This window comes from Actinoallomurus vinaceus (genome assembly GCF_039542055.1).
Taxonomy (GTDB): domain Bacteria; phylum Actinomycetota; class Actinomycetes; order Streptosporangiales; family Streptosporangiaceae; genus Actinoallomurus; species Actinoallomurus vinaceus.
Window position 1 is genome coordinate 24471 of record NZ_BAABHK010000025.1, and the last position, 25580, is coordinate 50050.

Consider the following 25580-nt stretch of genomic DNA (forward strand, 5'->3'; position numbering starts at 1 on the left):
GTCGGGCGCAGGACGCTCATGCGACATGTCGGTACTCACAGAGGACGCCGCCGAGCCGGTCGTCGAAGGATGTCACGCTGATCGAGTCGGCGTGGTTCGGTAAGCGGCTCGGGGGCCGTGAAGGGTGTCAAAACCCAGCCATGAGCGGCGACCTGCAGCTTCGCGGCTGAGCCGTCCTTGGTCACCCTGCTCTTTCGTACTCGTTCATCAGACCGCCGAGGAGTTGGCGGCGGTGAATGCGACCAACCGGCAGTCGGATCACATCTGCGCCGTCGGCAGGAGCTCGAAGAGTCAAAGAACGGTGTGGCCTGTGCCGGTTGTAGTGGGTTGCGTACGCGGTCAGGACCACCCCCGCGTGCGCGGGGAGCACAGGGACCACCCCCGCGTGCGCGGGGAGCACGCTCGGTCTGGAGATCACCGTTATCGGCGTCGAGGACCTGCTGGACGCGGGGGCCTCCCGGGCACGCCGCCCCTGAAGGCCGGGCGGCGGTCATCCTGTCCCGCCTGCCCCCGCGCTACCGGACGGTGCTGGAGCTGCGCTTCCTGCAGGGCTGTACGCTCCGGCAGGCAGCGGCGGCACTCGGAACCAGCATCGGCAACGCGAAGGTCCTGCAACACCGCGCCCTTCGCCTGGCGGCGAAACTCGGCACGGGTGATCCGGCTGCGGACTTCACGGTCCCGGAGGGAAGACGCCCTGGCCCGGAGTGAGGATTCCGTCGGGGTCGTAGCGTTCATGGGCCGCCTCGAAGGCGGCCCATGCGGGGCCGTAGTGGGTGCGCCACTCCTCAGGCGTGGTGGGTATGGAGCCGACCGGGTACTGGTAACCCCCGACGGCTTGGGCGCGCAGGTAGAGGGAACGGTTGGTCTCCACCATGTCCTGCGGGCTCTCGGCTCCGTGCGAGGCGGTTCTGAGCAGTGTGAAGAGGAAGACCGTCTCCTCGTCGGGCATGCGCAGCAAGGGCAGGTGCAGGCGGGCGCGGGGGAAGGGATAGAGCAGGACCACGCCGCTGGCGCCGACCTCGGTCTCGGTCAGGTCCTTGATGGCGGCCTCCACGAAGGCGTCGGTGCGGCTCGCGGGCAGGAACATGTTCCACCAGGGGTGCGGGCGGTACCACTCGCCTGTGGACTTCAGATAGGCGACGCCCTCGGCGAGCCGGTTGAGGAAGTCGAAGTAGGACATGTCCTGGATCTGCCGGTCGCCGGGCTGGTCGCCCAGACCGTCGAGAAGCCTGGCGTCGTCGGGCGGGGTCGTACCGTTGAAGAAGGCGACCGCTTCAAGCTGGTAACTCCAGCCAGCGGAGCCGGTCGGCAGCCCGAGCTCTCCCTCCACGTAGGCGAAGCGGCCGTCGTTGACCACGCGCCGCTGGTCGGCGGTCAGCGCGGCGACGCTCGGGTAGGAGAGCAGGTAGTGGCGGACCGTCGCGGGGGCGGGCAGCAGGCGCACGGTGGCCTTGGTGATGATGCCGCACTGTCCTCTTCCAGCCAGCGCCGCGCGGAAGAGGTCGGGGCGCAGCCGCGCGGAACACCTCCTCAGGCTGGCCTCCCCCGTGACGACCTCCAGCTCCACGACGCTGTCCACCTGGGATCCGTGATGGTGGGTCTGGCCGCCGAGACCGCCCACCGAGAGCGTGCCGCCGACCGAGAGCTCCAGGTAGTCGGTGAAGACCGGAGGGGTCAGGTTGTGGGCCAGGGTCGCCTGCGCCAAGCTGCTCCAGAGCGCGCCCGCCTCCACGACGGCCGTGTCCTCCCGCACCTCAACCGCGTTGAGCGGGGTCATGTCGATGATCAGACCGCCCGCGACCTGGCCCTGACCGAAGGTGGCGTGTCCCTGGCCGCGCGCGGCCACCTGCAGGTTGTGCGTCCGGCAGTACTTCATCATCAGCATGATGTCCGACACGGCGCCGGGCTCCAGCACGGCCCCGGGGGTCCGATGGACCAGGTGCCCGAAGTCGTCGGCCGCCTGGCCGCGCGAGGCGGGATCGGTCACCACCTTGCCCTTCAGCGGCGGCAGGTCGACCATCCCCTGAGCCTGGGCGGCGTCGGTGACCCACATGCGCGTGGACGGGTCGAAGCCGACCACAGCCGCCCCCGCCGTGAGGAACGCCTGTCTCCACGGATGCCACGTCATACCCGAGCCTTTCGCAGCGCGGTCACGTCGCGTCGATAATCGCCGACGGCACCCGGCGACGCTACCCGCACGAAACCGGATGACAGCCACAAAAGGGTTACTACGACGCTTCGGGCCTCGACTGGCGAGCCGTGGGGCAGGCGAGCACCATCGGGGCAGCATGTGCTCCCCGCGCACGCGGGGGTGGTCCCTGCATGACCTCGATGACGGGATGGGTGTGGGTGTGCTCCCCGCGCACGCGGGGGTGGTCCCTACCCGGCTCCCTTCTGGCCGAAAGGCAACCTGTGCTACCCGCACACGCGGGGGTGGTCCCGTGGAGACAGCGCCGGCGACCGCGGCGGCATAGCGGTCCCCGCTCATCGCGTTCGAGAGCGTACTCCAGGCAGCGCTCCCCGGGCACGCGGGGGTGGTCCCCCATTCGGCCACTGGTCCAAGCCCCGTGAGTGGTGCTCCCCGCGCCCGGGGAGGTAGCCCCACCGCCTGTGCTTCCAGTCATCGCCCAGGTGGCCGGCCAGGACGTCGACGCCCGCCGCCGTGATCGTCGCGGCCAGGCCCTTGAGTTTGGCGTCGTAGGCGGCCTGGCTGGTCGGACCGAAACTGCCGCCCGGTTTGAACAAATTCTCCAGATTCCATGTTCCGACAACGGTCATCGCCGATTCCCCGTCTCATGTCCTTTTTGCACGTGAACGCGGGCACGCCCCCTGAAGCCGCCCTTGCAGACAAGATCGCATCATCGGCAATTGCTGCACCGATACGTGGCCGACAGCGGCCGTATTTAGACCAAAACTCCTGCAGGTACGCAGCAGCGCGGCCAGGCGATCCCCGCAAACGATCTTCCAGAGGTTGCGCGCGTCGTTGGGATCCCCGCCCAGTTCGAGGCTGACCAGGTGGTCATACTCGGCGTCGTGCAGGGAACTGGTGTAGCCAAAGGAGAGCGTCTACGAGTTTTCGTCACCGATCGGCTAAGCCCGAATGCGGACGAATGCCGTGATCTTCGGTCGTGGTTGTCTTCATCAGTGTGGTTCGGCGCATTCGGCGGTCATAATGGTTGGCATGGCAGGGCGTGGCAGGTCGCGGTGGCGTGAAATCGGGTTCGCCGGGGGTGCGCTAGGCCTCGGGGTCGCCTTAGGCGCGATCGTTGTGGCCTTAGGCGGCTGGGACTTGTCAACTGCGGCGAACGTGGCACAGCTGGTGTCGGTGGTGGTGCCGGCCCCGGCGCTGCTGGCCGGTCTTGTGGTGTGGCGTCGCCGTTCGGCCGGATCCACAACGGCTCCTGAGGTTCGTGGTGGCGTGCAGGTGTATCACGGGTTGCGTCCACGGACGTGGTGTACGAGTTTCCGCTGATCAGAGGCGTGGCGTCGTGAACTGAGACGGCCATCGCGTGATCCTTTCGATTAGCCACTTCAAGATCGAAAGGACACCAACGCGATGGCCGTCAGTGACAGTGTGGACCCCGCAGGCTGGATCGCCGAGCAGATAGATCGGGGCGTGTGAACCGGATCTGCTGCGAAAGATGGTCAAGACCATGGCTGAGGCGCTGATGAGCGCTGAGGCCGATGCCCTGTGCGGCGCCGAGTACGGGCAGCGGTCCGGCGAGCGGGTCAACCGCCGCAACGGCTACCGGGAGCGGGACTGGGATACCCGCGCGGGCACCATCGAGCTCGCGATTCCGAAGCTGCGCAGCGGGTCGTACTTCCCCGACTGGCTGCTGGAGCGTCGTCGCCGTGCCGAACAGGCCCTGGTCTCGGTCGTCGCCACGTCTTACCTGCTGGGGGTCTCGACGCGGCGGGTCGACAAGCTGGTCGACCAGCTCGGGATCAAGCACATCTCCAAAAGCCAGGTCTCCCAGATGTCGAAGGTCCTGGACGACCAGGTCACCGCATTCCGGAACCGGGCCCTGGACGCCGGCCCGTACTCCTTCGTCTGGATGGACGCCCTCACGCAGAAGGTCCGTGAAGGTGGCCGCACCGTCAACGTCCACGTGCTCGTGGCGACCGGCGTGAACGCTGACGGGCACCGGGAGATCCTCGGGGTCGAGGTCACCTCCGCCGAGGACGGTGCCGGCTGGCTGGCATTCCTGCGCGGCCTGGTCGCCCGCGGCCTATCCGGGGTCCAGCTTGTCATCTCCGACGCGCACCGCGGGCTGGTCGAGGCCATCGCCGCCACCCTGCCGGGGGCGGCCTGGCAGCGCTGCCGCACGCATTACCTGCGGAACCTGCTGACCAAGGTGCCCAAGTCCGCCCAGCCGTGGGTCGCGACGCTGGTGCGGACCATCTTCGACCAGCCCGCCGCCGAGGAAGTCGCCGCCCAGCACGCCCGGGTGGTGGCCAGCTTGGAGGCCAAGTACCCCGACGCCGCCGTCCACCTGGACGAGGCCCGTGATGACCTGCTGGCCTTCACCGCCTTCCCGCGCGAGATCTGGCGGCAAATCTGGTCCAACAACCCCCAAGAACGGCTGAACAAAGAGATCCGCCGCCGCACCGACGTGGTCGGGATCTTCCCGGATCGGGCCGCGATCGTCCGCCTGGTGGGAGCGGTCCTGATGGAACAAACCGACGAATGGACCGAAGCCCGCCGCTACATGGGCCTGGAATTCCTGGCCAAAGCCCGCCTGCGACTGGTCGCCGGCGAAACGCCGACCGAGGACACCGCCACTCAAGCGATCACCGCTTAACCTGCAGAAACAGGATCACGCGAAGGCTGGCTCATACACCACCCGCGTGGACGTGACCGTATCACGACTCGATCAGCCGGTTGCCCGTACCTCGCCAGCTGCCCGCTGGTGCTTCATCGTTCGTCGGCAGGGAGACGGACCTTGCTGCGCTTGATGCGCTGCTCGCCGACGATGGTCAAGCCCGCTCGGTGGTGATCTCGGCCATCACAGGGGGTGGAGGGGTCGGGAAGACGACACTCGCTGTGCACTGGGCCCACCGTGTCCGCGAGCGCTTTCCCGACGGAGATCTGTTCGTAGATCTCCGTGGCTACAACCCGGGTTGAGCTGCCCCGGGTTTCGTGAAGCCCGGTCTACCTGGTGCCGGTCGACGCCAGGGTGTTGATCGAACGGTAGTAGCTGGTCTCGTATTCGGCGGGTGGCACGTGGCCGATGGCGGAGTGGAGCCGGCGGTGGTTATACCAGCCGATCCATTCCACGACGGCGTATTCGACCTGGTCACGTGTCCGCCAGGTTCGGCGGTGGATCAGTTCGGCTTTGAACGTGCCGTTCAGCGCCTCGGCCATCGCGTTGTCATAGGAGTCGGCGACCGAACCGACCGAGGCACTCACGCCCAGATCGGACAGGCGGGTGGTGTAACGGAAACTGGTGTATTGGCAGCCGCGGTCGGAATGATGGATGAGCGTGCCGCGTTCGACCGGCCGCCGACGGCTGCGTTGCCACAGCGCCATCTCGAGTGCGTCCAGCGGAAGGTCGGTGCGCAGGTGATCGGCCAGTTGCCAGCCCACGATCCGGCGGGAGAAGGCATCCAGCACGAACGCGACATACACCCAGCCTTCCCAGGTGCGCACATAGGTGATGTCGGCCAGCCACAATAGATCCGGCCGGTCGGCGTTGAAGTGCCGGTTGACCAGGTCCGGTGGCCGTGGCGCCGTCTCATCCGCGGTGGTGGTGCGGGCGCGTGATCCGCGGCGCACGCCTTCGATGCCGTGCGTGTGCATCAGCCGTTCGACGGTGCAGCGCGCCACCTGCACGCCCTGGCGCCGCAGCTGCTGATGGACGCGCCGGGCACCGTAGACGCCGTAGTTGTCGGTGTGGATCTGCTTGATCTGTGCGAGCAGATCGGCATCGCGCCGGGCACGGGCCGATGGCGGCCGGCGTTTGCGGCCGTAGTAGGTGCCCGGGCACAGATCCAAAACTCTGCACACCGGCTCGACCCCGAAGTCGTCGCGCAGGTGATCGATCACGGCGACTACTTCGTCCGGGGCTGGCCGAGCTCGGCGGCGAAATACGCGCTCGCGGCCTTGAGGATCTCGTTCGCGCGCTTGAGCTCGCTGTTCTCCTTACGCAGCCGCCGAAGCTCTTCCCGCTCGGCCGAGGTGAGCTGCTCGGGGCGTTGCCCAGCATCGGCCTGGGCCTGACGGACCCAGGTCCGCAGTGCCTCTTTGTGCACGCCCAGATCCCGGGCGATCTGAGCCAAAGGACGGTCGGACTCCAGCGCCAGGCGCACCGCCCGGTCACGGAGCTCTTGGGGGTATTTACGTGGTGCCGCCATCGGGGGTCATTCTCCTCCCCGCCAGCCAAGATCATGACTGGCTTGAAGGACTTCACCGAACCCGGGGCAGCTCACTTCACCGAACCCGGGGCAGCTCATGCCAGTCGTTCGCGCGCGGGCAGGTGGGGAGCCAGCCTGCCGTAGATCAGGCCATCGAGCTTGACCGGACCGGGCCACAGGTCGGGGGTGGCGTGGAGGAGATCGAACTGCGCACGGCGCAGGTTGACCGACCCTACGATCGGTTCGGCATCGCGAAGCCAGCACTCGGCCGCCGTGCAACCACTGGCCCGCAGAGCCATGCCGCCCGCATTGGTAAGCCTGGCGTAGGCGAGGTTGAGCTGGCCTGTGATCTTCGCTCCCCGCAGGTCCACGCGACCGTCGGCGCGTAGCCGCATCCCCTGAAGATCCGTGCCCACGGCGAGGTTCTCGGCCTGCAACGCGGTGCCACCGGGATCGATCAGCGTCGCGTCATCGAGGTTCACGACCCCGGCGATGCGCGCGCCTCTGAAACGGACATGTCCTTCGGACCGCATCCGGACGCAGAGCATGTCGAGCCCGACGTTGATCACTGGGGCTGTCAGGGCAGGGCCACCGGGATTAGTGAGCGCGGCGTATGAGACGTTGAACGAGCCGCCGATCCGGGCGCCGGTCAGCCTGATCTCCCCGCGGGAGGTCAGGCCTTCACCGTAGATGCCCGAACCGATGGTGAGATTGACTCCTCGAAGGCAGACCTCGCCGGGGTTGGTCAGTTCGGCGTTCTGGAGGTTCAACGCGCCGCCGATGTGGGCCCCGTCCAACCGGACCTGCCCGGCTGCTGTGAGGCCAGGGCCCCACAGGTCGTGTTGGATGTGCGCCGGGTTGAGCTGGAGTACCTCGCCCTTTCCCGAGCCGAGGCGGGCGCCGTCCAGCAGGAGCGCGCCGGTGATCCTCGCGCTGACCAGCCGTACCGTTCCCAGGACATGGCAATCGGTGAGGTGCAGAGCACCCTCCATCTGGATCTCCGCGGCGACCAGATCGGGAAGGACCGACTCGGAGAGATTGAGCTGGCGGGTCCGCGCGGCGTACAGGTTCGGTGCGTCCTCGAAATAGCAGGTCCTCAGCCGGACGGGATGCGCGACGACCGCATTCCGCAGGTCCAGCGGACCGGTGATGCGGGCGCCGACGACCCGCAGCGCCGGTATCTCGCCTCGCCCGGCCCCCTCGCGGAGAAGCAGCGTACGAAGAACCCTGGCACGAATGGTCCGTTCGGACCCCAGGACGCACCGTCGACGGGATCGTCATCGCAGTCACGAAAGTCGACCTCGTCGCCACGCGGAAAGGCCCGGTAGACACGGCGTTCTGCGGATGTCAGATCTTTGGCGTCCATCGCGCGGCCACTCTCGTGTCACGCGTCCCCGGGTGTCAACACCAGATGATCGCCCCTACCTCAAGGGGCGAGGCAGGGACTCGAACGTCCGCCATCGCGGCCAATCGTCGCCGACGCGGGCCCGTGTTTGCTCCTTGTTTGCTCGTATGTCGCGGCACACCCCGGCAGCAGCCGGTACACCGTCGGGCCGATGCACCGGAAAGCGAATGGCGAACGCGGACGGAATGGCACGTAGTGGTACTGTTGAATAGGACGCGTAGCGCGTCGAGTAGGGAATTCTTGCAGAACTGTGGACTTTTAATCCACAGCTTTGAAGCTACAGGTGGCGGCGCGCGTACAAATAGGGACATTTGTATACCCGCAGGTCAGGTGCTTGACGAAGTGTTCACGGCTTCTTCGGGACGCGCCGTCCAGGCGCAACATCATCGCGGCGAAAGGCCGACAACCACACCCACTAAGACGGCGATCACCGTGCGCGAATTCTGGACGGCCATCAGCGGATCCTTCCTTGCGGAGCGGCGGCCTGATCTAGCCCCTCACGCCTTGTACATGCATGAGCGCCGCGAAGCGTTGGGCCGAGTTCTCCTTCCCCGCTCGCGCGCAGCGCACGTTGACCTACCGGCGGTCATGGGCAATCGGCGGCAGGCGCCCACGAGGTCTACGGCGTCGATGGTGAGGCGATCCGCGGTGGCGGGTGCTTTCCCGTCCCACATCACGGCGACGAGCCGTTCGGTGGCGACGAGGTTGTTGGCGTCGACCAGAAGCGCGGCCAGGATCTTGGCCTGCCGCGGTCCGTCGAGCCGGACCTCGCGCCCGGTGATCTGGGCGTGTAACGGCCCCAGCACGCCGAATCTCATAGTCCCCCCGGCACTTGACGATCAGCGCCGATCCCCCGGCCGACCTCGCACAAGGACGAATCTAGGACGGCCGACGGACCCGTGTCCATAGCGTCACCGTAGCGGGGCTCACCCAAGACCAGTGGGCAGGCAATGCGTGCGGAGCGTGCCTTCGGATTCCGCGCTTGAGGCGACCAAGGGAGGTGGCCAAGGGGAGTGGCCGGACCCAAGTAATGAGCATGCCAAGCGAACGGGAGTGACCGCTGCGTCCGATGCCGCCACACCGCAGGAAGCGCATGCGGGTAGAGGCCGAACTTGAGCAGCAGCTTCTTAGCCGGCTTCACCGGCGAGATCAGCTGCTGGTACGGCTACACGACTGGCGACTACGTCGAGTGCTCCGCCGCCTACTAGCCCCGAGCTCGGAGGTTCACACCAATGAAGAAGATCATTTCCCTTGGGGTCGCCGGTACGGCCACGGCCGCCGCGCTCCTGGCTACCGGGAGTACCGCTCACGCCTCCTCGTGGTCCGGCGGCGGGTGCCGTTCGGACACGGCCGGCTGGGCCTACATCGCGGCCGGCGTCTACCTCAACCCGTGCATCTATATGTCGAGCACCAGCGGTGGTGGCCAGACCAACTGGAACATCGGAGGGAGCACCGCATCAGTGGGACCTTCGGGCCTGGGGATCGATCCGTGCATCCAACTGCTCGCCGTCAGCGGCACCACCACCTGGCAGGTCGCCGACGGCGGCTGCGGCGGGTGGCAGTCGGCGTCAAACGCCACCTTCAGCGCGAAGCTAAGGGGCCTCGTCCCGGGGACCTATGTCGTCCAGACCGGCTTCTGGGCCACCATCGACGGCCACTACGGCTATTACGGAGCCGCTCAGAGCCCACGACTCACGATCACGAGCTGAAAGAGGACACAGCTCCCGTGTTCAAACCATCCAAGACCCGCCGCGCCGTTGCCACGACAGCAGCCGCTCTCGCGCTCACCGGCGGCGCGACCGTCGCCATGACGGGCACCGCCCACGCTGGGCAATGGGCCTGCGGCGAATGGCAAGGCGGCACCTCGCCCTGGAACAACTGGTTCCTCATGCCCTGCATCAAGCACGACGACGCGGGCTATGTCGCCTCCTTCCAGGGGCACGGCGGCAGCACGGACGTGCGCGCCTATGTCGGTATCTATGACTCGTGCAACGGCGCCACGTACGGCATGAACCCCGATTCGGACTACAACCACTGGTGGCCCGGCAGCAACACCGATCCTTACATAAACAGCTACCACGTGAACATCAGCTGCTCCTCGGGCGTGTGGGCCATCGGACGGGTCTTCGAGTCCGGGAACGGATCTCCCTGGGCTTGGTCCAGACGCGCCTACGACTACTGACCGCAGAATGCAGAACCCTCGGATAAGGGGTTCCACGTCATGGTCCCCGACCATGCCGCCTCAAACCGGGGCTCCAGTCCGAAGGGATGAAAAGGCATCCCGGGGTGCCCTCAGGGCCACCACCTGCCCGACCGAACGACCCCGCCGCGAAGACCCGCGCGGAGCCGTTCGGACTCATTCCCGGACGAACACGGGGTACCTCATTCGTTCAAGGCCATCGTGCACTCGGCAGACAGCGCCACCGGTTGACGACGGCGGCGCAGCTAACTTGGGCAACCCCAGGCCTGTCGATTGAACGTGGTGTACGCCGGTGAAGTCGAGCAGCAATTCGACAAACGACCGACGCCTGCTCGCCCTTATCCGACCTCGGCATTGATCGCGCTGAAGCTCCGCGTAGCCGACGAACAGCGAAGGGAGGAACGATGAAGCGCTTGTGCGCTGCGCTCATGCTCGCAGTGCCGTTGGCGCTGACCGGTGTTGCACTGCCGGCCGGCGCTGCTCAGGCCGCCACAGCGATCGAGTACTGAACCGGCCCCGCGGCACGGCGCATTACTGCTGTCTGGTCGCCGACATGGCCGCGGCCGTCCGGCGCACTCCGCGGCTTGCGGAGCGTGCCCACACGGCGGCCCGCCCCGAGGCCGTCATCGACGTACGCCCTTTGTATCTCTCTCCGGAACGGAAGGAACCCGACACATAGAGCTCATATGAGGCTGGCCGCGCTGGCGGTCGCAGCCGCCGCCGCGACGATGGTGGGGACCGCGGGAGCCGCGCACGCCGCCAACGGCCGGTGCACCAGCGGCTCCTGGTCGAACGGCTGGGCGAAATTCAACCTGACCGTATGCCTGGCCCCGAGCGGCGGCAGGAACTTCAACGCCTCCTACTACGCCTCCAGCACCCCCAGCACCGCCAGCACCGCCAATTTCAACGTGTACTTCACCTGGCAGTGCCCCACATCGGCAGAACAAGGCGAGGACGCGATCGACGGCGGCGGGCAGGGCTTCGGCCGCGCCCTTCCAGTGTCCGTACCGTCGGGCTCCTCGCACTGCGACTGGTGGGCCACGATCGACAGCACCCCGCTCACCTACTCGATCAGGTACTCCGACGGCACCACCTCCTAGCCCCGAATACGTCCCGCCATGCGACCGCGTGCAGGAAGCACGCGAACCACAGGTGCAGGTCAGCGAACGAGACGCCGCGGTCGATCGTGACGCCGGACCACACCGCAGCGGGCTCGGTCGCCAGGACGCCGTCCAGCAGGTGCGGGTTCTCCGGTGCCCCCCTCATCGAAGCACAGCTCGACGCGGCGGCCTTGGACGTCGGTCAGCGAGACTGCTGGTTCGTGGCGCGCGCCAGCGCCTTGCATCGCGACGAACCCCGCCACCTCGGCGGAGGTGCTCACCAGATGATCCGCCTCGCGGCGGAAAGCGATGACGCGGGTGATGCCGTTCATCCGCAGCGGTACGACGAGCCGCCCGTCGTCGGCCAGTTGCTCCCGCCAGGCCGGGGGGATGTCCCAGGCGCCGGCCGTGACGATGACCGCGTCGAAGGGTGCGAACTCGGGGGCTCCCTGCTCGGCGTCAGCCAACGTCACCGTGACCCGGCCGCCGTACCCGGTGGCGTCCAGCAGGATGCTGGCGCGGTCGGTCACCTCCGGATCGATGTCGATCGTGACAACGCGTCCCTTGGGGCCCACCATTTCGGCCAGCAGCGCAGCGTTGCAGCCGCCCGATCCGACCTCCAGCACACTCATGCCCGGCCGGAGCTCGGCCTGCTCGATCATGCGGGCCTGGATGAACGGCGCGCTGACCGAGGAGATCGCGGCCCCCTGCTCACCGGTCTTGGTCACCACCGCCTGATAGGCATCGTACGCGGCCTCCAGGGCCGTGCCGGCCGGAACGAACTCGTGCCGCGGCACCGTCCGGAAGGCGTGCTCCACCCGTGGGGAGGTGATCTTTCCGTCCGTGAGGAGCTGGTCCATCATGGCGTCGCGGAGAGCACGCGCAGAGTTTGCAGTCGGGGTCCGGGGGCTGTCGGTCGCCGTCACCGGCGTCACCCTAATCCGAGCGACCGGCTCACCGGGGGCGGCACCACGGTGTTCGCATAAACGCATCGCCGGCCCCCTGCGCGAGGTCATTCCGCCCGCATCGTCGATCAGGTACGGCCGATGGCGGCCGATACGTGTCGGACCACACGATCACGCGCCCCGCCGCGTAGTGTCCACGCCCGACACGGTCCCCCTTGAAGGCGGATGATGATCACGCCGACGCGAACATTCTGGGAGTTAGCGCTTCGAAGCTGCAGGAGCGGCAGCAGTCGCCGCGCGTATGGCTCTACCTCCGGCTCGCCCGTCGTCCGAGTGCTGGCGATATGAGCAGACGTGGCCTGCTTCAGCGGCTCGCCACATCCGGCCAGGCCAGAGGGCATCTGCACCGGATCAGCGCGCCGCTTCGCGGGGACCGGCGTTTCCGTCGTTACTTCATCGCCGGTCAGATCAATGCCGCGGGGACGACGATGGAGGTCGGTGCCCTGGCGTTCGTCGTGTTGGGGACCGGGGCCGGTGCGCCGGGGATCGCGATGGTGCTGCTGGCGAACATGGTCGCCGGCATCGTGATCAGCCCGCTGGGCGGGGTGGTCGCCGACCGGCTGCCCCGGGCACGGATCATCGCGGTCGTCGAGGTCGTGATCGGCCTGATCACCGTGACCGAGACCGTTCTCATTGCCACCGGGCGTGCGGCCGTGTGGAACCTGGCGGCGCTCGCCGCGGCGAATTCGGCCGCCGCGTCGTTCTCCGAACCCGCCCGCGTGGGGCTGATACCGGCCATCGCCCCGGCCGAGCAGCTGCAGGAGGCCAACGCGCTGGTTCAACTGTCGCGCCATGTCATCCGAACCGTCGGACCGGCCATCGGCGGCACGATCGTCGCCACCGCCGGCCCGGCCTACGGTGTCGGCCTCAACGCGGTTTCGTTCTTCGCCTCCGCCGCACTGATCGCCACCATTCACGCCCCCCGTGCCGCTCGCCGGTCCTCGAGTCTGCGGGCGGACCTGGTGGAAGGCTGGTCGGCGGTCCGATCCCGGCCGTGGATCTGGGCCAGTCTGATCGGTGCTGCGGTCATGGTCTCCGGCTGGCACGTGGGCTATGTTCACTACGCAAGTCGGTTGTCGAAACTCCTGTTGTCGAGTTCGTTCGGTACGCACAACGGCCACGTCGGTGAGCGGCGCTAACTCTCACGCCGGCCAAGGCGTGGATGAGGAGGCGGAGCTTCGGTCTTCTGAAGTTGCCCCGCCTGGCTGGCTGGCCCTCGGTGCCTCCCTGACCCGGCCCATTAAGTGGGACCTGATCGCCCAGCAGCACGACCGGATGGTCAAGTTCGCCACCGCGCTCCGCCTCGGGACGGCGGAGGCCGAGCCACAGGGCGCTCCTGCTGCTCTGTGACCCATGCCACATGCAGTTCCTGTCAGCGATCGGGGCGCTGTTCCGCTCAAGTCACCGGGAGCAAGCGAACCGACAGGAGCATCACATGAAGCACCGCATCGTCGTCCTCGGCGCCGGTTATGCCGGGGCCTATGTGGCCGGGACCCTGGCCCGCCGGCTGTCCCCGGCGGACATCGAGATCACCGTGGTCAACGCCGTGCCGGACTTCGTCCAGCGGCTGCGGCTGCACCAGTTGGCGGCCGGTCGGGAGGTCGAGGCTCCGAAGCTCGCCGAGGTCTTCGCGGGCACGGGGATACGGCTGCGCGTGGCCCGTGTCACCGCCATCGACCCCGAGGGCCAGGTCGTCGCCGTGGCCGACGCCGACGGCGGTGGCGAGCTCGGCTACGACACGCTTTTGTACGCGCTCGGTAGCCACGGCGCCGACCGCGGCGTCCCCGGCGCGGCCGAGCACGCCTTCGACGTCGCCGCCAGGCCCTCGGCGCTGCGCCTGCGCGAGCGCCTGGGCAGCCTGGCCAGGCGGGGCGAGGGCGGGAGTGTGGTGGTCGTCGGCGACGGGTTGACCGGAATCGAGACCGCTACCGAGATCGCCGAATCCCGGCCCGGCCTGTCGGTGGCGCTGGTCGCCCGCGGCGAGCTGGGTGCCCGGCTCTCCGCCGGGGCTCGCAGTCACCTGCGCCAGGCCTGCGACCGGCTGGGCATCACCGTTCTGGAGCACACCTGCGTCGAGGCCGTCGAAGCGACGCGGGTGCTGTGCGCCGACGGCACCGCCCTGGCGTCCGACGCGACTGTGTGGACGGCAGGGTTCGAGGTCGACGCCATCGCCGCCGCCGGCGGGCTGGAGGTCACCGAGAACGGTCAGATCGTCGTCGATCGCGCCATGCGGTCGGTCTCGCATCCGAACGTCTACGCCATCGGTGACAGCGCCTACGCCATCGGCGACAACGGCCGGCCGTTGCCGATGTCCTGCGCTTCGGCCGGCTACACCGGCCGGCAGGCTATCGAGGCGATCGTGGGACGCCTGATCGGCCGCAAGATCGCGAACACCAAGCTGGTCTACGCGTACAACCACATCAGCCTCGGGCGGCGGGACGGGATCCTGCAGATGGTCGACGACGAAGGGCAAGCGAAGCCGAAGTACATGGGCGGCCGGAAGGCCGCGCGGATCAAGGCGGGCATCGTCAAGATGTCGCTGTGGGCCACCTCGCACCCGACCTTCGGCATGCCCAAGCGCAAGCACCGCCTGGCCGCCGCACCAGACGCGACCGCCGAGAAGGCGGTCGCGTACGCCGAGAAGGCTCGCGTAGCCGCCTCATAGGGTGGCCCGCGTGGACAGCGCCGCCACGGATCGCTTCGACACCAGCCGGTTCGAGGCCAGCCGGAACCGGCTGGCCTCATTGGCCTACCGGCTGCTGGGCTCCGCCGCCGATGCCGAGGATGTCGTGCAGGATGCGTTTCTGCACTGGCAGGCCGCCGACCGGCAGCGGATCAAGGTGCCGGAAGCATGGCTGACCAAGGTCGTCACCAACCTGTGCCTCGACCGGCTTCGCTCGGCACAAGCCCGCCGCGAACGCACCGCCGGCGCCTGGCTGCCCGAACCGCTCCTCGGCGGCGACCCGATGCTCGGCCCGGCCGACACTTTCGAGCAGCGCGAATCGGTCTCCCTGGCCGTGCTGACTCTCATGGAGCGCCTGTCGCCCCTCGAGCGGGCCGTCTACCTCCTGCGCGAAGCGTTCTCCTACAGCCACGCTGAGATCGCCGAGATCCTCGACATCACCGAGTCCGCAAGCCAGCAGCACCTCCACCGGGCCCGGCGCCGCATCACCGCCGCGCGCCGCAGCGGCGGCGAAGCCGACCCGGTATCCGCCCGCAGGGTCGTCGAGGAATTCCTCGCCGCCGCCTTCTCGGGCCGCACCGAACGGCTGGTGGCGCTGCTCACCGACGACGCGACCGCGATCTCCGACGGCGCCGGCCTGACCGAGACGCTGCTGCGATACGACACTCCGCAGCGCATCGCCGCCGTCGCACGGGCCGGCTTCAAACCCACACCCGCGAAACGGCGATTCGCCGGCGGCACGCCCGCCATCCACTACGCGCTCCTCAACGGCGCCCCCGCCATCCTCTTCGTGCTCGGCGACCAGGTCATCGGCGCCGTGACGTTCGACATCACAGGCGGCAAGATCGCAACCGTGCGCGGCATCGCCGCCCCCACCCGTCTCGTCCGCCTCACCGAAGCCTGGCGGCAGCACGGACCGGACACGCCGCTCATCACCCAGTGGTGACCCGACGCCGACCGCGGCCAGGCGCAGCCTCCGCGCTGTGATGAACCGCTCGCGGGCTTGGGACGCCACCGGCCGCATGTGGACAGCGTGCAGCGGCTCGCTGCCGTCACGTGCTGAGAGTGCTGTTCGTCGAGCGGTGCCCTGCCGCTCTGTGACCCATGCCATATGCAGTTCCTGTCAGCGATCGGGCGCTGTTCCGCTCAACTCACCGGAAGCAAGCGAACCGACGGGAGCATCACATGAAGCACCGCATCGTCGTCCTCGGCGCCGGCGGCACGTTCGTGGCCCACCGCATCCTCGTGGTCGCCACCCAGATGCAGGCCCGCACCGAGGGCCTGGATGGCCTGTAGCTGTCGATGGAGGAGTTGCCCGACAACATGGGGCGCCGCTTCGCCTCCGGCATGGCCAGCACCGCCGAGGCGCCGGGCGTGTGGGTGGCCGGCAGCGCCGCCGACCTGGCCGCCCAGGTCGGTGCCTTCGCCGCGGCTGGCGCCCTGGCCGCCTCCCACATCAACGCCCTGCTGGCCACCGCTGGTGCCGACGCGGCCCTCGCCGCAGCACAGGGCGCCATCACCACCTGACGTCCGGGCCCACTGACGTCCGGGCCCGCACTGGCTCACCGCGCCGCCGCGCCAAGCGCTGCGCGCGGCGGTCGGACCCACCTCCCATTCACTCGGCAACTGGTCCTGTTCCGTCGCCGATTCTGCATGCCCTTTTGAGAGGAATCCATGAGTACGAACCCTGCACAGGTGGCACCCGCTGAGGGGAGCGGCGGAGGCGCGCCGGACGCGCGTCAGTTGCGCGCGATCCTGATCGCCGTCTCGATGGCGCTGATGGCCGTCATCGCGTCAGTGTCCGGGCTGAACGTCGCCCAGACGCACATGGCCGTCGACTTCGACACCTCGCAGAACACGGTCCTGTGGATCATCAACAGCTACACCCTCGCCCTGGCCGCACTGCTGCTGCCGCTCGGCGCGATCGGTGACCGCTTGGGCCGCAAGCCCATGCTGATCGCCGGGCTGGCCGTCTTCGGCGTCGCGAGCATTGTGGCGGGCCTGGCCCCGACCGCTGAGGTGATGATTGCCGCGCGCGTGGCCAGCGGTATCGGCGCAGCAACGATCATGCCCATCACCCTGGCCGTCATCACCTCCACCTTCCCCGAGGAGCAGCGCGGAAAGGCGATCGGCGTGTGGACCGGCGTCGCCGGAGGCGGCGGCATCCTGGGCATGTTCCTCTCCGCCCTTCTCGTCGACGTCGCCGACTGGCGCTTGCTGTTCGTCCTGCCCGTAGTCCTGATCGTCATGGCCCTGACCATGACGCTGAAGTCAGTTCCCAACTCCCACGAGCGCTCCGCCCACGCCTTCGACACCGTCGGCGCACTGGCGTCCACCGTCGCCGTGGTCGGCCTCATCTTCGTCCTGCAGGAGGGACCGCACCGCGGCTGGACCGCACCCGGGACTCTGATCAGCCTCGCCATCGGCCTCATCGCCACGGCCGGTTTCGTGTCCTGGGAGCTGCACCGCCGGGACGCCTCGCTGCTGGACGTACGCCTGTTCCGTGAGCGCGGCTTGGCCGGCGGCTCGATCACGCTGGTAGCGGTCTTCGGTGTCCAGGCGGGTATCTCCGTGGTCCTCTTCCCGTTCCTCCAGGCCGTGCTCGGCTGGTCGGGACTGCTGTCCGCGACGGCGCTAATGCCCCTGGCCGTCTCAATGATGATGGCCTCCGGCCTGGCCCCCAGGCTGGCCGCGCAGATCGGCCCCCGCCCGACCATGTCCGTGGGAATCGCGCTGTCCGGCGTCAGCCTGGCGCTCATGGCCCTGTTCGTCTCTGTCGACGGTGGCTACCTGTCGATCCTGCCCGGCATAATTGTCATGGGCATCGGCATGGGCCTGTCCATGGTGCCCTCCACCGAGGCCATCACCCGCTCCCTGCCGCGCGAGAAACAAGGCGTCGCCTCCGCTCTCAACGACGTCACCCGAGAATTCGGCACCGCACTCGGCGTCGCCATGCTCGGCGCACTCCTGACGGCCGGCTACCGCAACGCCATCGACGACAGGCTGCACGGCATCCCCCAGGGGACCGCGGACACCGCACGGGAAGGCATCGCCAACGCCGTCGAGGCCTCGGGCAGCGCAGGCTCACACGCGCAGGACCTGGTCCACGCCGCAAAGCAGTCCTACGTCGACGGATGGCAGCAGGCCATGTGGGCAGGCGTCGCCGTCATGGGCGTACTGCTCGTCTACATCGCCCTCCGCGGCCCGAAGAATGCCACCCCCGCGGTTGCGTCGGACGAGGCAGAGGATCGAGACCGTCGCCGCCCGAGGACCGCATAAGTGGCTGTTGTCGTTCCGAATCTGCGGGCGGTGAACTGTCCACTTATCGGATGATCTTGATTGTTGGACTGGTCAGTGGGTCGCTGGGGTGAGCCGGCCTTCGAAGGCGATCTGGAAGGCGTTCAGTGACGCCTTCCAGTGCGGGGAATGCGGCTCACGCCGGAGGCTGCGGCCAGTTCATCGGTGGTTTGTTGGAGTTCGAGGGAAAGTTCAGCGATGACCTTGCGGAGCGTCGCCGATGCGCATCGTTCGGCGTCGAGTTCCTTCCTGGCCGCAGCGAGCTCGGTCTTCAGGGTCGTGTTTTGTTCGGCGAGGTCCTGCATCGCGGTGGGGACGTTGCGTCGGGCCTTGACGCGAGCTTGGAACTCTTCCACCAGGTCCTTGTGGTCGGCGTAGATGACGTCTCGGCGGATTCCGGACTCGGTGATCAGCTCGCTGACGGTGAGCTTGCCGCTGGCCGACCGTAGGGGTGTGCCGGCGAGGAGCCGGTCGGCGGCGGCCCGGATAGCGGTGCGCTCGGCCTCGCGGTCACGGGGTGATCGGGTCATGTCACTTTCCCGGTCGGGAGGCTTCGTGGCGGGCGATGATGGTTCGCCGCTGGGTGGCCTGGGCGGCGGCTCGGTCGCGGAGGGGCCGGGGCGTCAACGGGTCGGTGGCCGCGCGCTCCAGCGCGGTGACGTGCGTTGTCATCTGGTTGATGTCCCGGTCGGTGTAGGCGAGGTTCTGGCAGGAGGATCGGCACTCGGACTCATCCGGGGCGTCCGCGGCGGGCAGGCCCGGGATCCGTGGCGGATGGTGCAGGATCTGCTGGGGCACTCTTCGATCGAGACGACACGCAACATCTACCTGGCCCCGGTGGCGGACCTGCAGCTGCGGTCGCTGCTGGCCAGCGCCCCGCCCCGGAGGTCGGCGACGGGGCGGCGGGCGAAGGGATGATGGACCTGCTGTTTGCCCGGGTGGCTCGGGAGAGTGAAGGCATCCAGGACATCGATGCGCGGATGCGGGTCACCCGGCGGGCGGTGGAGACGTGAGCGGCCGCGGCCGGCGGGCTGCGCGGCCACCGACGCCGCATCGCCGCCCACCGGTGCTGGTCGGCGGCCTGGTGGTTGACCACCGCGATCACCGTGGCCGGGTGGCCTGCTACGACTTTGCGCAGCTGCCGGTTGCCGAGGGGCTGCAACGGTCACTGGCCCGCGTGTTCGCGGCGCGCTGCTCCTCGAACGGGTGGGCCAGTCACCGGACCAGTGAGGGCTACTGGCTGCCGGTGCGCTCGTTCGCCAGCTGGCTGGCCGGCCTTCCCGCACCCCCGACGGAGGTTGCGCAGATCACCGCGGCGATCTGGGACGCTTGGAGGATCAGCCGTCCCGCCACGGTCGGCGGTCAGCAGCAGGTGACGCGCGTGGCCGCGCTGTTGTTGAACGACGAGCACCTGTCGAGGTCGGCCGCTGAAGTCATGGCACGGCGCATGGTGCGGCCCCGCCGCGTTGAGGAGTCGTATCAGGCCGGCGACTTCGACCAGATCAAGGTGGCCGCTCGGCGGATGTTCCGTAGCGCTGTGTTGCGTATCGAAGACAATGCAGCGCACCTGGAGCGGTGGCGGGGCGGGGCGTTTGAGGAGGGCAGCCGCGAGTGGCTGGTCGGGGAGGCGTTGGAGTGCCTGGCCCGCACCGCCGACGTCCCGTCCTACCCCCGCGCGCACAACGGAACCCGACGGGTGCGCTACCGATACCTGAGGGCGTTGGGGGGCGAATCGGGCGCGTGCACTTGGCAGCGGCTTTTTCTCTCCCGCGATGAGGCAGTAGCGCTGGGCGTGCTGTTGATGGCGGAATTCGGGTGGAACCTGTCAGTGATCGACACGCTGGCGGTTCCGCGGGCGACGCCCGATGCCGACCCTGATGAACCGACCTACCGACTTGAGCTGGTCAAGCGCAGGCGGGGAAGCGGCCGCCACCACGAGACCCGCAACGTCACTGACCATGGGGCCGGTTCGGGTGGCCGGCTGATCACCCAGTCGCTGCGGGCCACTCGGTTCGCCCGGGCGATCGTGGAGGACCTGGCCCCGGGCACCGATCGCCTTCTCGTCTGGCGCACCACCATGCCGCACCAAGGCCAGGACAATGGTGTGGGACCCTTGTTGCGCATGGGAATCTCCGGTCAGACGTTGACGGGCTGGGGCCGGGTCAACGGCGCAGGCGGATCACCGTTTCGGCGGGGACGACGCACCGTTCAGGTGGTACGTGGTGAGCCGCTGCAGAACACCCAAGACACCCACGACCGTGTCTACGTGCTGTCCGACCCTCAGACGCAGCGCGCAACCGTTCCCCTGCTCGCCGACGGCGCCGAATCGGCTCTGCGGCACGCTCAGCAGGCCGTGCTGGTCGCACAGCTGCGGGACCAAGCCGACCCCGGCGACGTGCCGACGGCGACCGCGGACTGCACCGACCCCGACCACGGCCCCTTCCCCGCCCCTGGCGGCGGCTGCGGGGCCTCGTTCCTGATGTGCTTGGGCTGCACCAACGCCCACATCCATCCCGGCCACCATTCTCGCCTGGCTCACCTGCACCACGCCCTGGGAAATCTCCGCTCGGCGATGAGCCCACGGTTGTGGCAGTCCGACTGGGCAGACGCCCACACCCGCCTGGAAGATCTACGTGAACGCCTGGGACCGGCCACATGGGCCCAGGCGCTGAGCAGAGTGACTGACGTCGACCGGGCGCTGGTCGGCGGTCTGCTGACGGGAGCGCTGGACGCATGACCGTCGCTCCTGACCTGGGTGTTGGGCGGCCGGGCCCGGACACCCCGGTCTTCCCGCGCCAGCACCTCACTGCGGGATACCGCGGTCCCGTCATCCGCTTTAGCGACGACCGGTGGCCACTGTCGGCGATCAATGACAACCCCAGCGCGGATGTGTCCCCGATCTCCTGGTCTGGCTTTCCCTCCGGTCTTCGGGAAGAGCTCCGCCTGGCCGCCTGGATAATGATCAACAGTGAATTGCCGGGGAGCTTTCTCCGCGGCCGCGCCACCACCTGGCGCTCTCGCGTCGGCGCCCGCTGCCTGTATCGCACAGTGATGGCGTGGCGGGACCTGGCGGTCTGGCTGGAACGGCGTGGCATCGACACGCTGGCCGACTGCGCCACCGAAACGTTGGAGGAGTACGGGGCCTTCCTGCGTGACCGGGGACCGCCCGCGACAGCGTGCACATGAACCTGACGTCGGTGACCCGGCTGTGGGTGTTTGACGCGCTGAGCGGCCGACCCAGGGGCATCGGCAGGCCGCCCTGGGAAAGCGGCGTTGACGACTACCTGCCGCCGGCAACCCGCGCGGGCGGGGAGAACCTCACCGAAGCGCTCGCCGCCCAGACGATGGGGCCGCTGCTGATCTGGGCGATACGCATGATCGAGGACTTTGCCGACGACATCTTCGCAGCCTGGGCAGAGCGGACCCGGCTCATCGAAGCGGCTGGCAATACCATCGGGTCTCCCGCGTCCCGGGAAGCGGTCCGGGCGCACATCGACCGGCTCGTTACTACGAATCAGCCTGTCCCGACCGTGGTGAGGTCGGGCATTCCCCGACTGGCCGCCCAGTATCTAGCCGGAAGCCTGGGCGCCCCGGCCCAGCACGTCCACGAACTGGCCCGTCGGCGGCCCGCCTGGAGGGAGGCCGTCCGTCGCCGCCCTGGCCCGGGCACTGCCCGCTGCAGATCCGCATCACCGGAGCCATCGATGGCAGGCCATGGCGCACCGCGATCGACTTCAACGAAGCCGGCCCGCTGATGCGGCACCTGGGCACGGCCTGTTTCATCGTCATCGCTTATCTCACCGGGATGCGGCCCGGTGAGGTTCTGGGCCTGCGCAGCGGCTGCTGCCCCGACCCCGAACCCGGCGAGGACGGGCTCACCCCCCGACACCTCATCCATGGCCATGTCTACAAGACCGCCCGCGATGACGACGGCAATCATCTGTCCTCCGGAGTGCTCCGTGAGGTGCCGTGGGTCGCCATCGCCCCCGTGGTAAATGCCATCCGAACCCTGGAACGCTTTGTCTCACCTGGTCATCTCCTCTTCGACAACCTGGCCCACGATCTGGTCAGCAACCGAGGCCGCTACCGGGCCGGCAAGGCCATCGCGCTCGACACCATGGGCAACCGCATCGAGGACTTCGTCACCTGGGTGAACACTGAGGCGGCCGTCCTTGACCGTTTCCACGAGTTCGTGCCGGCCGACCCACATGGCCGCATCGGCACTCGGCGATTCCGTCGCACTCTGGCCTGGCATATCGCGCGCCGACCCGGCGGGCTGGTGGCACTGGCCATCCAGTACGGCCACCTGAGAACCACCGTGAGCGGCGCCTACGCCTCACGCAGCCGCGACGGCCTCGGCGACCTGCTGGACATCGAAACAGCTCGCGCCACCGTCGACACCGTCACCGACCTGCACGCCGACCTGGCGGACGGCGTCGGCGTCTCCGCACGCCGCGCCCTCAACGCCGCAGCGACCGCACCCCGGTTCTGCGGTGTCGTCATCACTCTGCGCACCGCCAGGACGATCCTCAACAACCCTGACCTTGGCGGTCTACGACAACCCCAACACCCTGCTGATGTGTGTCTACCAACGTGATCGCGCCCTGTGCCACCGCGACGGTGTGACGGAGTCTCCCCACCTCGACCGGTGTGTCAGCTCGTGCGCGAACATCGCGCGCACCGACAGGCACGCTGATCAGCTCCGCCACCGCGCCGCCGCCATGGAAGGTCAAGCACGGCGTCTCCCCGGCCCCGTGGGCAGCCGTCTGCAGGCCAGCGCCGCCCGTCTCCGGCATCTCGCGCATGAGCACGACCGCACTCGCCTCCACCTGCAGGAAGCCGATTGATGAGTCCCGCGCCCGACGAACGCGACCGTATCCGCGCAGCGATGGATCGCATCCTGGCTGGGACGCCCCAGCGCTCCACCGGCGGGTTGACGATCGTCGCGCTCGCTCACGAGGCCGACGTCCCACGCAACGCCCTCACCCAACGCCACCTCGACCTGAAGAACGAGTTCTACGACAAGGTCCGCGCCCGCGGTCAGATGCCCGATAGCGAAGCCCGCCTGCGTCAGCAGTTCGCCAAGCTCAAGAAGCTGCGGGCCCAAGACGCCGAAGAACTCGCCCAACTCCGGGCAGACGTCTTGCACCTCGTCCGGACCGTCAACCAGCTCACTCTGGAGAACCAGCAGCTACGCGCTGAGCTCACCGAACCCGGCACTCGGGTCCGAGCGCTCCCGACCCAACTTCGACCCGACCCCGCCACCTGAGCCGGCAGGTGGACCTGCGGGTGTGTCCAGTTAATAGCGACAGAGCCGTTGACCGTACAGCCCCCCACCTGCGGCGTATCTGCTGGTAGGCGTTAGGAGGAAGGTGGCGGTCTCACATTTCACTCTGGATCGCGTGCCGGTCTGCCAGCGTTTGAAGTCGGTTGGGGGTTCGGCGCCGGGGCCGATGTGCAGGTAGGTGCGGATCAGGGCCTGCTTGATCAGGGCGAGGTTTCCTTGGGGGGTCGGGTTTGGTGGTGGCGACCTGGGCCCGAATGACGGGCGCATCGCTCGCGTCAACTGACCAACGCTGTTTGCGGGCGAACATGCGCACGTGGGGGCCGAAGTCGGTAGCGGAGGAAAAGGTAGGAATCGCGTCGCCGTGCGCTGATCAGGTCTGTCCACGCTGGCCGGTTCGGCAGGAGTTCGAGCCCGGCGATCAGCCCGGGTCGGGTTGTGCCGGCCCGGCCGGCGAGCACCGGGGATGTGGTGAGGAACAGTTCATCGAGCAGGTCCTCACCGAGCAGGTGGCCGATGAGGTGCGGCCCGCCCTCGGTGAGCACTGCGGTGTGTCCGTGGGCGTGCAGAGCCGCGAGGACGTCAACCATACGGACGGTGGGTCCTTCGGCCGCGGTGAGTATCTTGCATACTGCTGGCAGGTGTCCGTTCAGGCGGTGGGCGCCGTCGGCTGTGGTGGCCACGAGCGCGCCCGACTGCAGGGCTGGGTGCATGGTGGGCACGTCGCCGCTCGCGGTGACCACGACCAGTTCCGGTTGTGTGGCGCGTCCCAGGTTCTGTCGTAGCTCGGCGAAGTCGGGGGCGGCTTGCGGACAGACGTGGTCGGGTGTCCACCGGTGGCGGGGCGTGGCTCGGAGCGTGCCGGCCCCGATGAGTACGGCGTCGGCGCATGCGCGTAGCAGTCCCATGACGAGGCGGTCGGCGGGTTCATGCCCGCTGATCGCCGAGCCGGAGGAGGGGTATTCGGGACCGAGGGCGACCACTCCGTCGATGGAGGTGACGAAGTTCGCGTACACGCAAGGCGTGGTGAAGCCCAGGTCCCCGTTGTAGGCCGTGGCGAGCGTCGGCGGCAGGGTGAAGCGGGGCTGCCCGGCCTCTTCGTACAGCAGCTCCAGCGGCTCCAGTGAGTCTGGCGGTGTTGCGCTGGCGGGATGCGCGGCGGTGTCCTCAGCCATGTCCGGCCAGGCCCCGCTGGCCGCACAGCGTGAAGAATGCGGCACGCAGGTGCGGGTCCTCGTCGTAGGTGCCCCGCCAGTGGGTGGTGCGGGTGCTGGATTCGATTTCCCGTACTCCGCGCATCTGCGTGCACAGATGCACCGCTTCCAAGTGGATCGCGACGCCGTGGGGTTGAAGGATCTGTTGCAATGATTCGGCGAGCTGGCGGCCGATGCGTTCCTGCATCGAGAACCGGCGGGCGAACAGGCGCACCAGCCTGGTCAGTTTGGACAGTCCGAGGACGTGTTCGTGCGCGATGTAGCCGACATATGCCTTGCCGAAGAAGGGCAGGCTGTGGTGCTCGCACAGGGAGAAGAACGGGATCGGCCCTTCGACGATCTGACTGATCTGGCAGTCCGGACCGCCATGGCATTCGGTCTCGAAGGCGGTGACCAGCTTCTCGTCGCCTTCATACCCGCTGGTGGCGTCGAAGAGGGCGCGCAGGAACCGGCGGGGGGTGTCGGCCGTTGCCGCTGACCCGATGGCTAGGCCCAGCGCCTCGAAGATCTCCTTCAGGTAGTCCTCGAACCGCTGCCATTCTTCGGGGGTGATCTGCCGCGGAGACACGGCCGCCCACTCGGCCTCGTCCGTGATGGGTACGAGCCGTTCACCGACCAGCCCTGTGACCGGTGGGGGACCGTTTATCTGTGGTGATTGATCGTTCATAGCAGCCTCAAGGCGGGACGAATGCTCGCGTCAGTCCCGGAGCAGCTCAGCGAGCACCTCGGCTTCGCTGATCTCGGGATGCTTGGTTGCGGTGAGTAGTGTCAGGGTCCGTTCCTTGGCGAGGTCACGCAGGTGCGCCAGTGCGTCTGCGTGCTGGGGATCGTTGAGTTCGGTCCGGTAGCGGCGGCTGAATTCCGCGAAACGCTCGGGGTCGTGGCTGTACCACTTGCGCAGTTCCGTGGACGGTGCGACCTGCTTGCACCACTCGTCGAGGTGGGCCTTGTCCTTGGTCATTCCCCGGGGCCAGATCCGGTCGACCAGCACTCTGGTGCCGTCGGCCTGCTCTGGAGCCTCGTAGACCCTTCGGACGTGCACCGTCTTCTTGCGTGTCATGGAGGGGCCTCCTCGTGA

The 25580-nt window shown here is 68.2% G+C and carries 25 protein-coding genes and 1 pseudogene; 16 read left to right on the forward strand and 10 right to left on the reverse strand.

Annotated elements, in window-relative coordinates; translation table 11 throughout:
- Window positions 1-303: 303 nt before the first annotated feature.
- Entirely contained in the window at window positions 304-708 is a 405-nt protein-coding gene (locus ABEA24_RS53930; protein WP_425551331.1) for an RNA polymerase sigma factor, read from the forward strand.
- Here ABEA24_RS53930 and ABEA24_RS48630 read toward each other — a convergent pair.
- Window positions 671-2128 carry an FAD-binding protein gene (locus tag ABEA24_RS48630; RefSeq protein WP_345442497.1) on the reverse strand — a complete coding sequence of 486 codons (1458 nt, stop codon included), beginning with the start codon at window positions 2126-2128 and terminating at the stop codon, window positions 671-673. The genes ABEA24_RS53930 and ABEA24_RS48630 overlap by 38 nt on opposite strands.
- Window positions 2129-3556: 1428 nt before the next feature.
- On the opposite strand from ABEA24_RS48630, the pseudogene ABEA24_RS48635 reads away from it, so the two are divergent.
- A pseudogene (locus ABEA24_RS48635) lies at window positions 3557-4802 on the forward strand (IS256 family transposase).
- Window positions 4803-5152: 350 nt separating this feature from the next.
- Here the strand turns inward: ABEA24_RS48635 and ABEA24_RS48640 are convergent.
- The 3 genes from ABEA24_RS48640 to ABEA24_RS48650 all read right to left on the reverse strand — a co-directional run bounded on the left by ABEA24_RS48640 (window position 5153) and on the right by ABEA24_RS48650 (window position 8577).
- A protein-coding gene (locus ABEA24_RS48640) for an IS3 family transposase (protein ID WP_425551332.1) occupies window positions 5153-6354 on the reverse strand; the annotation gives its coding sequence in 2 pieces (ribosomal slippage) (window positions 5153-6063 and window positions 6063-6354; 1203 coding nt in all).
- Window positions 6355-6449: 95 nt separating this feature from the next.
- Window positions 6450-7346 (reverse strand): hypothetical protein, encoded by an 897-nt coding sequence (locus ABEA24_RS48645; RefSeq protein ID WP_345442501.1) that lies wholly within the window; start codon window positions 7344-7346, stop codon window positions 6450-6452.
- A gap of 910 nt (window positions 7347-8256) precedes the next feature.
- Window positions 8257-8577, reverse strand: a complete 321-nt coding sequence (locus ABEA24_RS48650) for an AfsR/SARP family transcriptional regulator (RefSeq protein WP_345442503.1) — start codon at window positions 8575-8577, stop codon at window positions 8257-8259.
- A gap of 414 nt (window positions 8578-8991) precedes the next feature.
- Here ABEA24_RS48650 and ABEA24_RS48655 point away from each other — a divergent pair, with 414 nt between their 5' ends.
- The 3 genes from ABEA24_RS48655 to ABEA24_RS48665 all read left to right on the forward strand — a co-directional run bounded on the left by ABEA24_RS48655 (window position 8992) and on the right by ABEA24_RS48665 (window position 11059).
- A complete protein-coding gene (locus ABEA24_RS48655; RefSeq protein WP_345442505.1) occupies window positions 8992-9468 on the forward strand; it encodes a hypothetical protein in 477 nt (158 codons plus the stop codon).
- A gap of 17 nt (window positions 9469-9485) precedes the next feature.
- On the forward strand, window positions 9486-9941 hold the full coding sequence (locus ABEA24_RS48660) for a hypothetical protein (RefSeq protein WP_345442507.1): 456 nt from the start codon (window positions 9486-9488) through the stop codon (window positions 9939-9941).
- 704 nt (window positions 9942-10645) lie between these two features.
- The gene (locus tag ABEA24_RS48665) at window positions 10646-11059 is read left to right on the forward strand and encodes a hypothetical protein (protein WP_345442509.1); all 414 of its coding nucleotides are present in this window, start codon (window positions 10646-10648) and stop codon (window positions 11057-11059) included.
- A gap of 59 nt (window positions 11060-11118) precedes the next feature.
- Here ABEA24_RS48665 and fxlM read toward each other — a convergent pair whose 3' ends face one another.
- A complete protein-coding gene (fxlM, locus tag ABEA24_RS48670) occupies window positions 11119-12075 on the reverse strand; it encodes a methyltransferase, FxLD system (protein ID WP_345442511.1) in 957 nt (318 codons plus the stop codon).
- 104 nt (window positions 12076-12179) lie between these two features.
- Here fxlM and ABEA24_RS48675 point away from each other — a divergent pair, with 104 nt between their 5' ends.
- The 6 genes from ABEA24_RS48675 (at window position 12180) to ABEA24_RS48700 (ending at window position 17986) form a co-directional block, all read left to right on the forward strand.
- Entirely contained in the window at window positions 12180-13163 is a 984-nt protein-coding gene (locus tag ABEA24_RS48675; RefSeq protein ID WP_345442513.1) for an MFS transporter, read from the forward strand.
- A gap of 19 nt (window positions 13164-13182) precedes the next feature.
- Window positions 13183-13374, forward strand: coding sequence for a Tn3 family transposase (locus ABEA24_RS48680; RefSeq protein ID WP_345442515.1), 192 nt, complete (start codon window positions 13183-13185; stop codon window positions 13372-13374).
- Window positions 13375-13459: 85 nt separating this feature from the next.
- The gene (locus tag ABEA24_RS48685; RefSeq protein WP_345442517.1) at window positions 13460-14689 is read left to right on the forward strand and encodes an NAD(P)/FAD-dependent oxidoreductase; all 1230 of its coding nucleotides are present in this window, start codon (window positions 13460-13462) and stop codon (window positions 14687-14689) included.
- A gap of 10 nt (window positions 14690-14699) precedes the next feature.
- Window positions 14700-15653 (forward strand): sigma-70 family RNA polymerase sigma factor, encoded by a 954-nt coding sequence (locus ABEA24_RS48690; RefSeq protein ID WP_345442520.1) that lies wholly within the window; start codon window positions 14700-14702, stop codon window positions 15651-15653.
- Window positions 15654-16009: 356 nt separating this feature from the next.
- Window positions 16010-16234 carry a hypothetical protein gene (locus ABEA24_RS48695; RefSeq protein ID WP_345442522.1) on the forward strand — a complete coding sequence of 75 codons (225 nt, stop codon included), beginning with the start codon at window positions 16010-16012 and terminating at the stop codon, window positions 16232-16234.
- 168 nt (window positions 16235-16402) lie between these two features.
- A complete protein-coding gene (locus ABEA24_RS48700; RefSeq protein WP_345442524.1) occupies window positions 16403-17986 on the forward strand; it encodes an MFS transporter in 1584 nt (527 codons plus the stop codon).
- Between the two features lie 122 nt (window positions 17987-18108).
- Here the strand turns inward: ABEA24_RS48700 and ABEA24_RS48705 are convergent, their stop codons facing one another.
- Complete coding sequence (locus ABEA24_RS48705) at window positions 18109-18534, reverse strand: hypothetical protein (RefSeq protein WP_345442526.1); 426 nt, start codon at window positions 18532-18534, stop codon at window positions 18109-18111.
- A gap of 1 nt (window position 18535) precedes the next feature.
- On the reverse strand, window positions 18536-18802 hold the full coding sequence (locus tag ABEA24_RS48710; protein ID WP_345442527.1) for a hypothetical protein: 267 nt from the start codon (window positions 18800-18802) through the stop codon (window positions 18536-18538).
- Window positions 18803-19118: 316 nt separating this feature from the next.
- On the opposite strand from ABEA24_RS48710, the gene ABEA24_RS48715 reads away from it, so the two are divergent.
- From ABEA24_RS48715 to ABEA24_RS48735, 5 genes are all read left to right on the forward strand, one after another.
- Complete coding sequence (locus tag ABEA24_RS48715; RefSeq protein ID WP_345442529.1) at window positions 19119-20741, forward strand: hypothetical protein; 1623 nt, start codon at window positions 19119-19121, stop codon at window positions 20739-20741.
- The gene (locus ABEA24_RS48720; protein WP_345442531.1) at window positions 20738-21190 is read left to right on the forward strand and encodes a hypothetical protein; all 453 of its coding nucleotides are present in this window, start codon (window positions 20738-20740) and stop codon (window positions 21188-21190) included. The genes ABEA24_RS48715 and ABEA24_RS48720 overlap by 4 nt, the downstream gene beginning before the upstream one ends.
- Window positions 21187-21759 carry a hypothetical protein gene (locus ABEA24_RS48725; RefSeq protein WP_345442533.1) on the forward strand — a complete coding sequence of 191 codons (573 nt, stop codon included), beginning with the start codon at window positions 21187-21189 and terminating at the stop codon, window positions 21757-21759. Before ABEA24_RS48720 ends, ABEA24_RS48725 begins: the two co-directional genes overlap by 4 nt.
- Complete coding sequence (locus ABEA24_RS48730) at window positions 21759-22601, forward strand: hypothetical protein (protein ID WP_345442535.1); 843 nt, start codon at window positions 21759-21761, stop codon at window positions 22599-22601. The genes ABEA24_RS48725 and ABEA24_RS48730 overlap by 1 nt, the downstream gene beginning before the upstream one ends.
- Window positions 22602-22892: 291 nt before the next feature.
- Entirely contained in the window at window positions 22893-23273 is a 381-nt protein-coding gene (locus ABEA24_RS48735) for a hypothetical protein (RefSeq protein ID WP_345442537.1), read from the forward strand.
- A gap of 293 nt (window positions 23274-23566) precedes the next feature.
- Here ABEA24_RS48735 and ABEA24_RS48740 read toward each other — a convergent pair whose 3' ends face one another.
- The 3 genes from ABEA24_RS48740 to ABEA24_RS48750 are packed head-to-tail and all read right to left on the reverse strand — an operon-like array spanning window position 23567 to window position 25562.
- Window positions 23567-24463: a RibD family protein gene (locus ABEA24_RS48740; protein ID WP_345442539.1), complete on the reverse strand. Its 897-nt coding sequence runs from the start codon at window positions 24461-24463 to the stop codon at window positions 23567-23569.
- Window positions 24456-25169 carry a GTP cyclohydrolase I gene (folE, locus tag ABEA24_RS48745; protein WP_345442541.1) on the reverse strand — a complete coding sequence of 238 codons (714 nt, stop codon included), beginning with the start codon at window positions 25167-25169 and terminating at the stop codon, window positions 24456-24458. The genes ABEA24_RS48740 and folE overlap by 8 nt, the downstream gene beginning before the upstream one ends.
- A gap of 30 nt (window positions 25170-25199) precedes the next feature.
- Window positions 25200-25562: a DUF488 domain-containing protein gene (locus tag ABEA24_RS48750; RefSeq protein ID WP_345442542.1), complete on the reverse strand. Its 363-nt coding sequence runs from the start codon at window positions 25560-25562 to the stop codon at window positions 25200-25202.
- Between the last annotated feature and the right edge of the window lie 18 nt (window positions 25563-25580).